Origin of the sequence: Bacillus sp. XT-2, assembly GCF_025696525.1 — a bacterium.
In the GTDB taxonomy this organism is placed as follows: domain Bacteria; phylum Bacillota; class Bacilli; order Bacillales; family Bacillaceae; genus Bacillus; species Bacillus halotolerans.
Genome location: NZ_JAHVOC010000010.1, coordinates 57,652 through 71,877 on the forward strand (window position 1 = coordinate 57,652; position 14,226 = coordinate 71,877).

The window sequence follows — 14,226 nt, forward strand, 5'->3', positions numbered from 1 at the left end:
ACGAGACTTCAATTCATGTAACATTATGGCGTTTCACGCAAATGAAAAAGCATACTATGTTCTTGGTATGCTTTTTAAATTCTTTCAGCACTTTCTCTTGATTTCAGTAAACGCAGCTTTCCGATTTTATTGCATTCTAACGCGAACCATACACTGCCTTCTTTGTCACAGCCAATTCCGTGAGGCTCGCCATTAGAGGTTTTGATTGTATATTCTTCAAAGGTTCTCTCTTTCGTCAATCTTCCTATTTTATTTGCTCCCCATTCAGTGAACCATAAATCCGATTCGACTCCCGCAGCAATAGCATGAGGCCGGGCATTTGGTGTAGGAATATCATATTCCGTTATTTCGCCGGACATCGTGATCCTTCCTATTTTATTTCCCATTATTTCTGTAAACCAAAGGGCACCATCATTTCCGTTTGCAAGACCTACTGGCGCTGCTCCCGGTGTTGGGATTGGGTATGCCGTTATTTCTCCTGATTGGGTTATCTTGCCGATCGCATTGTTTTGGTTTTCAGTGAACCAAAGTGAGTCATCGGGCCCCAACGTAATAAAAGAAGGATATGATTCTTTATTCGGCAGTTCGTATTCATGAATCACCCCTTCTGCTGTCAATCTCCCTATGCGATTTCCATTCATTTCAGTAAACCAAATATCACCGTGAAGACCTTCAGTAATTCCATATGGCGCTGAATTTGGATGGGGTAATGGGTACTCTGTAAATATGCCCTTTTCTGAAAGCCTTCCAATTTTATCAGTCCCATTTTCAGTAAACCAAATATCACCTATTGAAGATATGGTCAAACACAGCACTCGTGCATCAGGAGTTGGAACAATACATTCTTTGATTGTTCCATTTTGATGAAGACAACTGATTTTATTTGCTTTATGTTGAGTAAACCATACATTTCCTTCACGAGAGACCGCTATCCCATAAGGACCAGAATCCGCTTGTAATATATCTATTTCTTGCAGTTCAATATTCAAATAAATCCCTCCATTTAAGCATAACCTTATACAAAAAAAGCCCCCTATTCTCATTATACGAGACAGGAGGCAATGGAATTCCAGTACAGACTTTAACATACTGACTAGCTGGTTACCTTTTTTTCTGAGCGTGAAGACAAAAACAATTTAATATAAAATTTCTGAGGTATCTCACTTTTGGGTTAGAAGTTCTGTTTTTCTCTAATGACTCGTATGTCTTCTAAAATTACTGCCCTTCACTTCAGCTACGTCATATACGGTAACAAAGGCATTTTTATCAATTTCATTAATAATTTCCTTTAGTTTTGTTTCTTCAAGGCGGTTGATGACACATGTGATTTCTTTAAATTTCTCGTGGGAAAAACCGCCATAAGCTTCTTTATAGGTAGCACTTCGGCCTAACTGATCACGTATTGTCTCTACCATTAATTCAGGCTGGGTTGAAATAATTTGAAAGGTTTTAGAACCACTTAAGCCTTCCTCAACGATATGTATGACTTTGGACGCAATGTAGTAAGCAATGACTGACAGTAATGCCCCTTGTAAGCCAAATACAATGGATACAAAAATAAACACAAAAAGGTTTAAGAATAAAATGAGATCGCTCGTTCCAAATGGCAATTTTCGAGATAGCAGCACAGCGAGCATATCAATTCCATCCAATGCGCCGCCGTTACGTAACGCTAACCCCATTCCCAATCCAAGGATAATCCCGCCAACAACGGTTATTAACAGGGTATCCCCCTCTATGATGGCTGGAGTGTGGTGGAAAAACATTGTGCCAGCGGCAAGTGATACGATTCCGATAATGGATAATAATGCAAAGTCTTTCCCGATTTGCTTATATCCTAACCAGACAAACGGGATGTTTAATGCTGCAATAAGAACCCCTAGCGGCAAATCAAATAGCTGTGAACCAACGATACTAAGTCCTGTCACCCCTCCATCAGATACACTGTTTGGAATCAATACGGTTTCCAGTCCATATGCCGCTATAATTCCTCCGATAATAACCATTATGACTTGCAGTACTCTTTTTATTTTTAAATGCTTATGTTTTTTGTTTGTATTCATCTCATTCCTCATTTCGAATATTTAGTCTTAATTTAAATATACCATAATAGGTTTATTTATTCTAAAGACCATATACAGAAGGTATATATATGTTCCCCAACAGTAAACCAATAAATGAATTCCTCTGATAAGTTCCAGAACTTGCTTCTCCATGTTCATAACCCGGCGGATTTCTTCCCTTGGGGTGAAACATTTGAAAAAGCGAAATACGAAAAACAAGCGTGTTCTCTTGTTACTTCCCTCAACTACTCATTAAAAAAAGCTGGCGAGAATATCTCGCCAGCCTAAATCTTTGGGATTCTTAATTGTTTTAAATCCGTTTTCCATAAATAATATATCGTTTTGGAGCATTGCCGATATATGAAAACGGATAACACGTAGTTAGAATGAGCTCCTCTTTTTTATGCTGCAACGTAATAATGGAAGTATCATTTTTATCGACAATTTTCATATTCTCAATCTTATACTGAAAACTCCCATATGGCAGCGTAATCTTTAATTGATCACCTTTTTTTAGTTCTCCCGTCCGGCGAAAAACGGTATCCCGATGTCCCGATAACACAATTTGTCCGTTTTCATTTGGATAATAACTTTCTTTGTAGTGACCGACGCCCTTTTCCAAGTCATCTGCGTCAGTCCCTTCTACAATCGGAAGCTCTGCATTTATTTTTGGGATTTCAAGAACACCGACAGCTTCCCCGACCTTAGGTTTAAAAGATGCTTTTTCTGCTTCTCGCTCCTTGCTAGTTTCAGGATGTCCCGCTGCCAGCTTAGCTTCTTCTAAAGCTTCTGCTGTCTTTTGATTGGTATCCACCACTTTCCAGACTCCATAGCCTATGAAAATGAGTCCGGCACTTATGATGAACAAAGGAAACGCTTTTTTTATAATTTGCATTTAGGCATTTCTTTTCCTTCTAAAATACCAGAGGACTGATCCAATTAACAATAATCCAAAACCAACAAGAAGAATATTATAATTGTTTGTCGCCGTATCCGGAAGCTCATTTCCGGTATTTGTCTTTTCACCTGTTTTTTCTGGTGTTGATTTACTTGGCTCACCAGAAGGATCAGAGTTGCTTGGTTTAGCAGGATCGCTTGGTTTTTCAGAGCCTTTCGATACAACTTTCATCTCTGCTTCAGGCTTATCTGGCTTATCAATACTGCTGCTTTCTACAGTTGCCACGTTTGTAATCGTTTTGCCTGCATATCCCGGCTCAATTTTCGCTTGGAACGTCACAGTCCGCCATTCAGTGTCAGTAACATCGCCAAAGTTAGCAGTAATCTTGCCGTCCTTGATTGTTGCTTCTCCGCCGTTGCTCGCTTTCAAGCTGCCTTCGACATACTTCAATCCGGCTGGAAGCTTATCTGAAATAACCAGATTTTCTACTTTACCGTCGGATACTGTGTTTCGGGTTTTAATGGTGTAGACTACCGTGTCCCCTGCTTCATACTTTTCCTTATCTGAATCCAAGTTCTTCACTGTTTTTTCAGATTCTAAAACAGGATTTCGCGGATATACCTTCAATTCATGGCTTGGTTTGTCAGGAGTCTTGATATTGTCGCTGCTGATGTTTGCAGTGTTCACGATATCCTTTCCTGCTTGACCAGAATTCACTTTTACTTCGAATGTCACAGAGTGCCACTTCGTATCGGTCACATTGCCAAACTCACCTGACGTCTTACCCTCGGCATAATATCCATGATCATCGTCTTGATCATCACTTACTGCTGTGCCATCCACTTTCAATGTTCCTGCAACATATTCTAATCCTTCCGGAAGAGAATCCGAGATGACAAGATTTTTGACAAGACTGTCTTCCATCGTGTTTCGGGTTTGGATTGTGTAAAGAAGCGTGTCGCCCGATTCTGGATGGTCCGCATCTTTATTTCCCTCAGCTTTTTCCTTAATGGAGGCTGTTTTCTTTGATTCTAATTTTGGATCTTTCGGATCCACTGTGATGTCTGTTCCCGGTTTATCCGGTGTGTCGATATTGCCGCCGTCAACGGTAGCCACGTTTTTAATCGTTTTCTCCGCATATCCGGACTCAATTTTCGCTTGGAATGTCACAGTCCGCCATTCTGTGTCTGTGACGTCTCCAAAGTCAGCAGATACCTTACCGTTTTTAACATTTCCTTTGCCATCATGGCTTACTTTCAAACTGCCTTCAATGTACTTCAGACCATCTGGAAGTTCGTCTGAGATGACGAGATCAGTTACTTTACTATCCGCTACTGTATTTCTTGTTTTGATGGTGTAAACAACTGTATCTCCTGCTTCATATTTCTCTTTATCTGAATCCAGATTTTTTACTGTCTTTTCTGAATTCAAAACTGGATCTTTCGGAGTAACTTTGACCTCATGGCTTGGTTTATCCGGTTTATCAGTATTGTCACCGCTAATGCTAGCCGTATTGACAATATTTTTACCTGCTTGACCAGCTTTTACTTTCGCTTCAAATGTAACAGTATGCCATTCCATATCAGTCACATCACCAAATTGGCCTGATACTTTGCCTTCTGTCACATCGCCTTTATCATCATCGCGGGCATCACTGACTTCTTTATTGTCTACTTTTAGTGTGCCAGGAACATATTCTAAGCCTGCCGGCAGTTTATCTGCGATGACAAGATCAGTTACTTTACTGTCCTTAACTGTATTTCTTGTTTTGATCGTGTAAACAACCGTATCTCCTGCTTCATACTTTTCTTTCTCTTCATCCAGATTCTTTGCTGTCTTTTCTGACTCTAAGACTGGATTTCTTGGAGAAACTTTGACCTCATGGCTTGGTTTATCTGGTTTATCAATATTGTCACCAGTAACGTTGGCAGTATTAACAATATCTTTATCTGCTTGGCCAGCTTTCACTTTTGCTTCAAAGGTAACAGTATGCCATTGAGTGTCAGTCACATTACCAATTTCACCTGACACTTTGCCTTCTGTCATATCGCCTTTATCATCATCTTGAGCATCACTGACTGCTTGATTGTCTACTTTTAGTGTCCCAGAAACATATTCTAACCCTTCTGGAAGTTCATCTGAGATGACTAGATTTTTCACCAGACTGTCCTCAACTGTGTTTTTCGTCTGGATTGTATAAAGAAGTGTATCTCCGACTTGCGGCTTTTTCTTGTCCTTATTTCCATCTGCTTTTGCTTGAATACTTGATGTTTTCTTTGACTCTAAGACAGGGTTTCTAGGATAAACTTCTACTTCATTATTCGGTTTATCCGGAGTGTCTACGTTACTGCCGGTAATGCTAGCCGTATTTTTAATCGTTTCTCCGGCTTGACCAGCTTTCACTTTCGCTTCGAATGTAACAGTATGCCATTCGGTATCAGTCACATCACCAATTTGACCTGACACTTTGCCATTTGTCACATCACCTTTATCGTCGTCTTTGGCGTCACTGACTTCTTTATTGTCTACTTTTAGTGAGCCTGAAACGTATTCTAATCCCTCCGGAAGTTCATCTGAAATGACGAGATCTTTCAGCAGACTGTCTTCAATCGTGTTTCTCGTTTCGATTGTATAAAGAAGGGTATCTCCTACTTCTGGATGTTTCGCATCTTTATTGCCATCCGCTTTTGCTTGAAGGCTTGCGGTTTTCTTCGATTCTACATCCGGCTTTCTTGGATAAATCTCGGTATCATTGCTCGGCTTATCTGGTGTGTCGATGTTGCTGCCAGTAACGCTAGCCGTATTTTGAATCGTTTCACCAGCTTGGCCAGCTTTCACTTTCGCTTCAAATGTAACAGTATGCCATTCCGTATCCGTCACATCACCAATTTGGCCTGACACTTTGCCATCTGTTACATCACCTTTGTCATCGTCTTGAGCATCGCTGACTGCTGTACCGTCTACTTTCAGAGTGCCTGGAACGTATTCCAGTCCTTCTGGTATGGCATCTGAGATTGTAAGGGCTTTTACCTCACTGTCTTCTTCAGTATTTCGTGTTTGTATTGTGTAAAGAAGCGTGTCGCCTACTTCTGGGTGATCAGGATATTTGTTTCCTTCCACTTTTTCCTTAATTGCTGACGTTTTCTTTGACTCTAAGTCAGGATTCCTAGGATACACTTTGACTTCATTATTCGGCTTATCCGGAGTATTTATATTGTCTCCTGAAATGCTTGCCGTATTGATAATATCCTTTCCTGCTTGACCAGGCTTAACTTTTGCTTCGAAGGTAACGTTATGCCATTCAGTATCCGTCACATCGCCAATTTTGCCTGACACTTTGCTGTCTGTATATTGGCCTTTATCATCATCTTGAGCATCACTGACCGATGTACCATCTACTTTTAAAGTGCCCGGAACATATTCTAAGCCTTCTGGCACTGCATCTGAAATTGAAAGGTTTTTCACCTGACTGTCTTCAGCAGTATTCCGTGTTTGTATCGTGTAAAGGAGCGTATCTCCCACTTCCGGATGATCCGTATCTTGGTTTCCATCCGCTTTTGCCTTAATTGCAGACGTTTTCTTTGATTCAAGTACAGGATTTTTAAAAACAACCGGAGTTGTTACTTCGTTTGATTCGGTTTGTTTTTTCGTATTCGTTAATAAACTGTCATAGTCTATTTGCGCTTTGTTAGAAATTTCCTTACCGACATAACCTGTCTTGGCTTTCACTTTAAACTGTACAGTCATTCCATTAGGCAAGTTGTTCGTATTAGGTAAATCTCCTAATGTAATATTTACTTTATTACCATCGAAATTACCTTCATCACTATCGGATGCATCAGTTAAATTTTTTGTTGTCGAACCATTAATTAATTTTAATGATCCCGGAACATATTCAGTTCCCTCTGGAATTGCATCGGAAAAGCTTGCATCAGAAGCAATATCTCCGCCTTGGTTTTTGATTTGAACCGCATATGTTAATTCATCACCGGGTTGCACCTCGCCCTGTGGAGAGACTGACTTATTTGCAGTTACACATGGTTCTGTGCCAAGGAAAATATCATCCAAAAAGTTGCCGGCTCCTAAGCTTCCGCCGGCTGAACTCACCGCCTCAAAACCGAAACGCGTTGTCGTTTGACCTGCTGGAACAGTGTAAGAGCCTGAATGAGTTCCCCATGCCGTTTTTCCATCAGAAAATTGTTTTTGAACCACCGTATTGTATGGATTATTAGTTGCTGCCCCGATGCGAACCTGCATGGTGTCAACACCTTGCCGCCCCATATGGGATAAGCGCCAATAAATCGTTTGTCCGGGCGTTGTTTTCACGTCTTGATACAGCATGCCATTCTCAAAAGCGTTTAATTCCGCCCACCGATTGCCATCAGGAGGAGAAGGCCAGCCTTTTACTGTTGCAGGAATGTTCTTTTCATAATTCCATATTTCAATTGCCTTCTGACCAGAGGAATCATCAGTCGTTTTCCAGCCAGGTACCTCGGATTCGAGATAAAAGAGACCCGAATTATTATATGCAGTTCCTCTGGCAGCACCTTGCTCAAAGCTTCCGTTAATCAGTGCAACCGGAGCCAGGCAAGTATTAACTGCATTTTGAGTTACCTCTGTTTTATCTTCAGCGTGAATATGATTTGGCAGAACCGTCAACATATTTCCAGTAACCAATAACAAGACTGCAAATATCATGAGGGTTTTCCTAATATTCAGTATGTAAGTTCTAGGGATAAAGCCCTTTCGCACAGCTTTCACACTCCATAATTTATTTTTCACACGACTTGAAAAATCACAATATTCCGAACTCTGTTCTTAATATGACCTCCCTTCTCTCTTGGTTAATATAACAAAATATATGAATATCTTACAATGTGACAAAATATTCATATATCTGGCATAAAATAAGGTAACAATTCAAAAAACAAATGTATTTGTCGTAATTTGTCAAGGGAATTTTGTCCTTTTTTATACTAATATGGATTACTAGAGCAATGAGTGTAAAGCGATGATTCACTGCTGACATATTCGTTGGGCTACTATGACGGACTTATTTGATTACATAAAAAAAGTTGCCAACTATAGAACATCTATAATTGACAACTCCGTACATTAACAATTTTTAATTAAATTTCACACGGGTGTTACACAACAAGAGAGAGTATCTTGTTTTTGGTCATCACTATTCGATTTGGTATAGAAAAACTCCCATTCATTTCCATCGGGATCTGTAACCCAAAATTTATCTTGGACTGCGTAACAACATGTAGTATTCATTTCCTTACGTGCAAAAAATCCTTCTTTTTCTAGCCGCTCCTTATGTCTCAAAACTTCATCTAAAGTATCGACTTGGAATCCAAAATGATTCACTTGGTTCCCCTGTACCTGATCACGAACATTCAACGTAAAATTCAACCCCGGTTTATCTAACAGGAATTTTGCATAGTCTGTTTTTACTTTTACAGGTTTCACTCCAAAAACTTTTTCATAGAATTTGATCGATTCCCCTAAATTGGTTACATTAACCCCTACATGAACATACTTCATAATGATTCCCCCTTATTGATATTCATCAAGAAATTTTGATTTAATGGTTAAAATTTAACTGCAGCTTCCTTCCCCGCTCTTTCTAAATACACAACAAAGCTCTTCTGACAACAATTGATTTAACTCAGGATTATTTACATCATAATAGCTCCATGTACCCTTAACTTCTTTAGTAATTAAGTTCGCGCCCAGCAATATTTTCAGATGATATGAAAGCTTTGATTGTGTCATGTTAAAAATCTCAGTCAAATCACAAACACAGGTTTTTCCTCTTTGACAAAGTTCATACATGATCTCTAACCGTTTTTGATCTGCAAGAGCTTTAAATTTTTTTTCATAATTCTGAAGCAGTTCTAATTTCGTATCATTCATCATATCACCCTCTTTAATCAATTTTTTTGATGTATTCATTATAATCATAAATTTTCACTAAATTCAATAAAATGAATCAATTTTATTTGATTAAAGGCGAAAAACATACAAAAGCCGTTTTGTATGTTTCTTCCACCAACATTGTTAATCGCCGTACTTGCTCCTTTATCCAATATGAATGGTGAATATCAAATACAAAACTGAAAGCTCCCTTATAGCTCCCAAGCAGCTTTCAGCTTTTTTATGCCTTCTCGTATGTCGAATTCAGAAACCCCTGCAAATCCCAGTGAGACAGTTTTTGTAGGAGGATGTTTTTTATAAGAAAGAGAAACCGGATAAATTTTCACTCCATATTCCTTTGCCTTCTCAATTAACTCTTTTTCACTGAATGGCAAGAAAACGTCTAGTAAGATACGAAGTCCAGAATTTTCCCCGCGAATCCTGACGTGTTTTCCTAATTCCTTTTGCACAGTCTCTAATAAAACTTGTCTTTTTTTTCGATATAGCTTTCTCATTCTGTTGATGTGTTTTTGCCACTCTCCATTTTTTATAAATTGAGCCAACGTCAGCTGACTGTGGCAGGACACTGTTTGCTTATATAAAGAAGTGATGTCATGGCCTTTTTTTAAAAGAGGCGAAGGGAGAATCATATAGCTGATGCGCAGTGAAGGAAGAAGAGATTTGGAAAAGGTGCCCATATAAATGACACGGTTATGCTGGTCAAGCCCTTGTAAGGATGGGACCGGCTGTCCTGTGTATCTAAATTCCCCGTCATAATCGTCCTCTATGATGAATGATTGATTTTCTGCCGCCCATTTGAGAAGCTGCATTCTTCTGTTAATCGTCATGATTGTTCCCAGCGTAAATTGATGGGAAGGCGTGACATATACAAGGTGTGGCTGCTGTTCTTTGATCTTCTGTATACAAATCCCTTCATCGTCGACCGGTATAGGAACGATATTCATACGATTGGCTTCAAAAATCTGCCGAGCTCGTGGATAACCCGGATCCTCATATCCTATGAAAATATCCGGTTCAAAAACCTGGCACAAGATTTGCAGAAGAAAAGGGTTCCCGGCACCTATGATCACTTGTTCAGGGACACAATGAACCCCGCGGGATTGATACAGGTACTCTGCAATAAGTGTTCTCAGCTCCAGCTCCCCTAAAGCATTTCCAGGCCGATAAAGCTCGTGGCCATATTGATCTAAACTATTGACCATACTTTTTCGCCAAGCGGAAAAAGGGAAGTGAGAAGAATCTACATTTCCATAGTGAAAATCAATCCATTGTTCATTTTCTTGCGCTTTTTTTCTCGCTGGTAATGTGCTAAGCATTTTACTATGGACAAAATCAGCATCATTATAATCAGCAAACCATCCGCTTCTTGGCTTGCTCACAATATAGCCTTCGGCAGCAAGCTGTTCATAGGCACGTTCTACAGTCGTTTGACTGATGGAAAGCTGATTCGCCAGAAGCCTCTTTGATGGCAGTTTCATTCCTTTTTGAATACGCCCCTGATGCATGTTTTCTTTGAAATACTGATAAAGCTGCTGATAAAGCGGAATATCCAGATTTCTATTTAAAAAAGGCGTGATATCCATTTGCGCGTTTCCCCTAACTGGTATGCATTTTTTTATGAAAACTGGCTGTTTTTAAAAGGTCAATTACAGTTTATAGTCATTGTAATCCTTACATACAGGTTTTGATAAGAGAAAAAATGATCTTAGGAGAAGAAACATATTATGGAGTGATTGAAATGAACAAAGCAACAAATGGCTGGATGAATGGTTTTCTGGGGGTGCTCATTTTCAGCGGATCGCTGCCCGCGACCCGCTTGGCTGTGGCGGACTTCGATCCGTTGTTCCTCACCGTATGCCGCGCTGCGATAGCTGGTGTATTGGCCGGAGCGCTCCTTCTCATCTTCCGGCAGCAGCGACCTGCCAAAGATGACATAACTGCGCTATTGGTGGTAGCGTTCGGCGTGGTGGTCGGTTTCCCATTGCTGACAGCCTTGGCGCTTCAGTATGTCACATCCGCCCATGCCATTGTTTTCATTGGGCTTCTTCCGCTCGCGACAGCGACCTTCGGCGTACTGCGCGGAGGGGAACGCCCCCGGCCAGCTTTCTGGATTTTCTCCGCTGCAGGCAGCTTACTAGTAGCAGGATTCGCCCTCATCCAAGGCGGAGAATCTTCCCCGATCGGCGACGCGTACATGCTGGCTTCTATCGTCGTATGCGGGCTCGGTTATGCAGAAGGGGCCCGGCTCTCACGGCGCCTGGGAAACTGGCAGGTGATCTCTTGGGCTCTCGTTCTGTCGCTTCCTCTTATGCTGCCATTGTCATTCTATTTTACGCCAGGCTCATGGTCGGGCGTCGGCGTTCCTGCACTGCTCAGTCTTGCGTATGTATCCTTATTCAGCATGCTGATTGGCTTCGTGTTCTGGTATCGTGGTCTCGCACAAGGCGGTATTGCGGCGGTTGGACAGCTGCAGCTTCTCCAGCCCTTCTTTGGACTGCTGCTCGCCTCAGTGATTCTGCACGAGAAAGTGGGCTGGGCACTCGTAGCAGTGAATATCGCCGTTATATTGTGCGTGGCAGCTGCTCGGCGATTCGCAAAGTAAGATAGACTCTTCAAAAACGGGGAAAACCTTTGTTTATTCCATTTCACTTTAACTGAATGTTGTAACGAGTGAAACAAAAAGGAAAAAAACTGCAAAAGCTAAAGAGAACATTAAAAAATACCAGGGGTGTCTACAACCCTTGGTATCTTTGATGCGGCCGAGAGACTTGAACCTTCATAGATTATTCACCTACTAGGCCCCTAAATCAAAGCTTATTTTCTTTACACTCCGTATATTCACTTTCCCATCATTTCTATATGTTTATATGAAATGCGATTTAAAAAATGGAGTCGGTAACGGGTATTTAATCAGTAAAATACGTTTACTGTTACGTCATTTATTGCTTCATCACCTCATCTAAAAGCATATATTGAGGGTCAATTTCTATCGCAAACCGCGCATGAGCATGTATGCAACGTAACAATGAAGGTGGGGGAACCTGAATGTTTCAATCAGTTTTGGAATCAAATGCGTGCTGACGTTCCTCTGCTTTACTATTTAATATTCGGTAGCTGGACTTTCCAATATGAAGCGGAATATCCAACTTTTCTAAATTTGGCATTCCATTTCTTAAGAAAAGCTCTTTATCTCGATATCTCTGTAAAACTTCTCCCACAATCCACTCTTGATCGCCCAAAGTGGACATACTGTGCACTTTACACTCATAAGCAAAATATGCATCATTTAAAATCGGTATCTCAGCTTTTAATCCTTCTTCGGATTGAATATTAAATTCTTCAAACTTATTGATATCTCTGCCACTATGGGTGCCTAAAGCTTGAATTAATTCCGAACATCTCCCTGGAAGAAAATTCACACCGAAAACACCACTTTTCTCAATCATTTTGTACGTATATGTCTCTTTGTTTACTGATATCCCATACATTCCTGGAGAAGATCCGATATACGTATGCCACCCGGAAGCCATTGCGTTTTTTTCGCCTTCATATTGAGCCGTAACTACAGCTACCATTCCAGGGTAGGCGTACCAAATTGGTTCATCTATCGGTGCTCTCATATTCATCGCTCCTTTTTTAGATTCATTTTTTATTAGGATTTGAGATACGATAAAACGTGTTTCAACGTAAAGCTAAAGCAGCATGCACAGCTCTAATATGATTCACTGCATTGTTATGATGAATCTATCTTCCTTCACTACAGCCGTAGCGATAACGTCAGGGTGTGAATCAACCCATAACAAAGCAGTATCTCCATCGTATGTTTCGTTTAAGGATGCAAAAGGAGCAAGTTCTGCACCTCGCCGCCAAGAACGATAATAATACGATCAGGCCTGTGCTTATGAATTAAGCTTTTGGCAGATCAAGCTCGCTTTAATAAAACACTCCTACCAACAATCCCCTGCTCTTTTTCAAGGCTCGCACCAAAATCGACAGGCACTTCTTCAAATGGACCTTTCGTTTTAAGGTGCAAGCCAGTTAATAAATGGGCTCTCAGTACATGACGGTTGGTTTCCGCCTTGCCATTGCGTCACGAGTAACCGAAGCATCTTGTCATCTTATACATCCTCCCTTTCAAATATTCATAAGAAGATGCACAAATCATAAACCCTATAGCAACTATAGGGTCAAGAATTAGTTATTTTTTTAGCACTCTTAATTCTGTAAGGAAGTTTTCTTCTCTTAATGAGTGAAAGTCGATTGGAAGAGAAACTTGATATACTTTTCCATCTGTTTGGATGCCATGAGATTCAATATATTGATAAAGCTTACGATAATATTCATCATAATTTTTTGCAGACCAATCAAATGCGATACATACATATTCACCGGACGGGATCGTGTCTAGCGTTATGTTTTTTTCTCCTATGTCTATCTCTTTTCCATTGCGAACAGTCGTATAAATACTGTTGCAATAAATTTCACGAGAATCCTTATAGGGCTTGAAAGCATAAATGAATCCATAATAGTTATCTACTACATCTCCTATTTTTTCTACAACATCAGCCAGCTTTCTGTAATACAAATCTGATTGATGATGAGGATTAACTCGAGGCGTCTCTACTTTTATTATTGTTTGTTCATCTATATAACGAAAATAAACGAAACCTTCATCTTTTTTATTGCATATGTCTACTTGTTCATTAAGCTGATTCCTTCTTCTATGAAGTAATTGCCGGGCACGTTCAAGTTTTTCCATTTCTTGCACAATCATGTTTTCTTGCTCCTCAAGAAAGTGTTGCATATGTTCAGGGGTACAAGTATTTGAGCTGAAACGCTTGATTTCTTCCAGAGGTGTTCTAATATATTTTAGATACTTGATAATATCTAAATAAAAGAACTGTTTCACATGGTAATATCGATAGCCATTATCCTGATCTGTATAATAAGGCTTGAAAACTCCGATCCTATCATAATAGCGCAATGTTTGAATTGAGATGTTATTGAGACGGGCTGTTTCTCCAATTGTAAAATATTCCTTCATCCATTATCATCCTTTCTATCTGTTAGCTCTTCAGAAAATCTTTCATTTACCTATTCACAAATACGGGCTAAATCCTAAACGAACTAACTCGAGAAAATAGAAATCCCTAAAATCTGCTGAAGACGAGTTTTATACCAAACTGTTATGAATGAATACATGTATATCCTAAAGCCAATATTAGACTTTAGAAAAAAAGCTTAATCTCCCAAAAAGATTAAGCTTTTTCCCTTTACTATACTTAAACTAAGCCCTCAACATTGCTTTGTTTTATGAAAGCT

At 40.0% G+C, this 14,226-nt stretch carries 10 protein-coding genes; 1 reads left to right on the forward strand and 9 read right to left on the reverse strand.

Going from position 1 to position 14,226, the window contains the following annotated elements:
• Window positions 1-74: 74 nt before the first annotated feature.
• The 7 genes from KXD37_RS21110 to KXD37_RS21140 all read right to left on the reverse strand — a co-directional run bounded on the left by KXD37_RS21110 (window position 75) and on the right by KXD37_RS21140 (window position 10,487).
• Window positions 75-989 (reverse strand): Virginiamycin B lyase, encoded by a 915-nt coding sequence (locus KXD37_RS21110; RefSeq protein ID WP_254518061.1) that lies wholly within the window; start codon window positions 987-989, stop codon window positions 75-77.
• A 201-nt stretch (window positions 990-1,190) separates the two neighbouring features.
• Window positions 1,191-2,063, reverse strand: a complete 873-nt coding sequence (locus tag KXD37_RS21115) for a YitT family protein (protein ID WP_101864953.1) — start codon at window positions 2,061-2,063, stop codon at window positions 1,191-1,193.
• A 310-nt stretch (window positions 2,064-2,373) separates the two neighbouring features.
• On the reverse strand, window positions 2,374-2,949 hold the full coding sequence (locus KXD37_RS21120) for a class D sortase (protein ID WP_106021106.1): 576 nt from the start codon (window positions 2,947-2,949) through the stop codon (window positions 2,374-2,376).
• A gap of 9 nt (window positions 2,950-2,958) precedes the next feature.
• The gene (locus tag KXD37_RS21125) at window positions 2,959-7,659 is read right to left on the reverse strand and encodes an isopeptide-forming domain-containing fimbrial protein (RefSeq protein ID WP_263463729.1); all 4,701 of its coding nucleotides are present in this window, start codon (window positions 7,657-7,659) and stop codon (window positions 2,959-2,961) included.
• Window positions 7,660-8,097: 438 nt separating this feature from the next.
• Window positions 8,098-8,511 carry an ArsI/CadI family heavy metal resistance metalloenzyme gene (locus tag KXD37_RS21130; protein WP_106022338.1) on the reverse strand — a complete coding sequence of 138 codons (414 nt, stop codon included), beginning with the start codon at window positions 8,509-8,511 and terminating at the stop codon, window positions 8,098-8,100.
• 54 nt (window positions 8,512-8,565) lie between these two features.
• On the reverse strand, window positions 8,566-8,883 hold the full coding sequence (locus KXD37_RS21135; protein ID WP_106021107.1) for an ArsR/SmtB family transcription factor: 318 nt from the start codon (window positions 8,881-8,883) through the stop codon (window positions 8,566-8,568).
• 212 nt (window positions 8,884-9,095) lie between these two features.
• Complete coding sequence (locus KXD37_RS21140; RefSeq protein WP_106020916.1) at window positions 9,096-10,487, reverse strand: PLP-dependent aminotransferase family protein; 1,392 nt, start codon at window positions 10,485-10,487, stop codon at window positions 9,096-9,098.
• Window positions 10,488-10,642: 155 nt separating this feature from the next.
• On the opposite strand from KXD37_RS21140, the gene KXD37_RS21145 reads away from it, so the two are divergent.
• Window positions 10,643-11,506 carry a DMT family transporter gene (locus tag KXD37_RS21145; protein ID WP_254518059.1) on the forward strand — a complete coding sequence of 288 codons (864 nt, stop codon included), beginning with the start codon at window positions 10,643-10,645 and terminating at the stop codon, window positions 11,504-11,506.
• Window positions 11,507-11,954: 448 nt separating this feature from the next.
• Here KXD37_RS21145 and KXD37_RS21150 read toward each other — a convergent pair whose 3' ends face one another.
• Both KXD37_RS21150 and KXD37_RS21155 read right to left on the reverse strand, forming a co-directional pair.
• Window positions 11,955-12,524, reverse strand: a complete 570-nt coding sequence (locus KXD37_RS21150; protein ID WP_024120341.1) for a flavin reductase family protein — start codon at window positions 12,522-12,524, stop codon at window positions 11,955-11,957.
• Window positions 12,525-13,102: 578 nt separating this feature from the next.
• Complete coding sequence (locus tag KXD37_RS21155) at window positions 13,103-13,948, reverse strand: MerR family transcriptional regulator (RefSeq protein ID WP_254518058.1); 846 nt, start codon at window positions 13,946-13,948, stop codon at window positions 13,103-13,105.
• Between the last annotated feature and the right edge of the window lie 278 nt (window positions 13,949-14,226).

Coding starts and splice junctions, on each gene's coding strand:
- KXD37_RS21115 (WP_101864953.1), bottom strand. CDS start 2,063: ATGAATACAAACAAAAAACATAAGCATTTAAAAATAAAAAGAGTACTG.
- KXD37_RS21125 (WP_263463729.1), bottom strand. CDS start 7,659: ATGATATTTGCAGTCTTGTTATTGGTTACTGGAAATATGTTGACGGTT.
- KXD37_RS21130 (WP_106022338.1), bottom strand. CDS start 8,511: ATGAAGTATGTTCATGTAGGGGTTAATGTAACCAATTTAGGGGAATCG.
- KXD37_RS21135 (WP_106021107.1), bottom strand. CDS start 8,883: ATGAATGATACGAAATTAGAACTGCTTCAGAATTATGAAAAAAAATTT.
- KXD37_RS21140 (WP_106020916.1), bottom strand. CDS start 10,487: ATGGATATCACGCCTTTTTTAAATAGAAATCTGGATATTCCGCTTTAT.
- KXD37_RS21145 (WP_254518059.1), top strand. CDS start 10,643: ATGAACAAAGCAACAAATGGCTGGATGAATGGTTTTCTGGGGGTGCTC.
- KXD37_RS21150 (WP_024120341.1), bottom strand. CDS start 12,524: ATGAGAGCACCGATAGATGAACCAATTTGGTACGCCTACCCTGGAATG.
- KXD37_RS21155 (WP_254518058.1), bottom strand. CDS start 13,948: ATGAAGGAATATTTTACAATTGGAGAAACAGCCCGTCTCAATAACATC.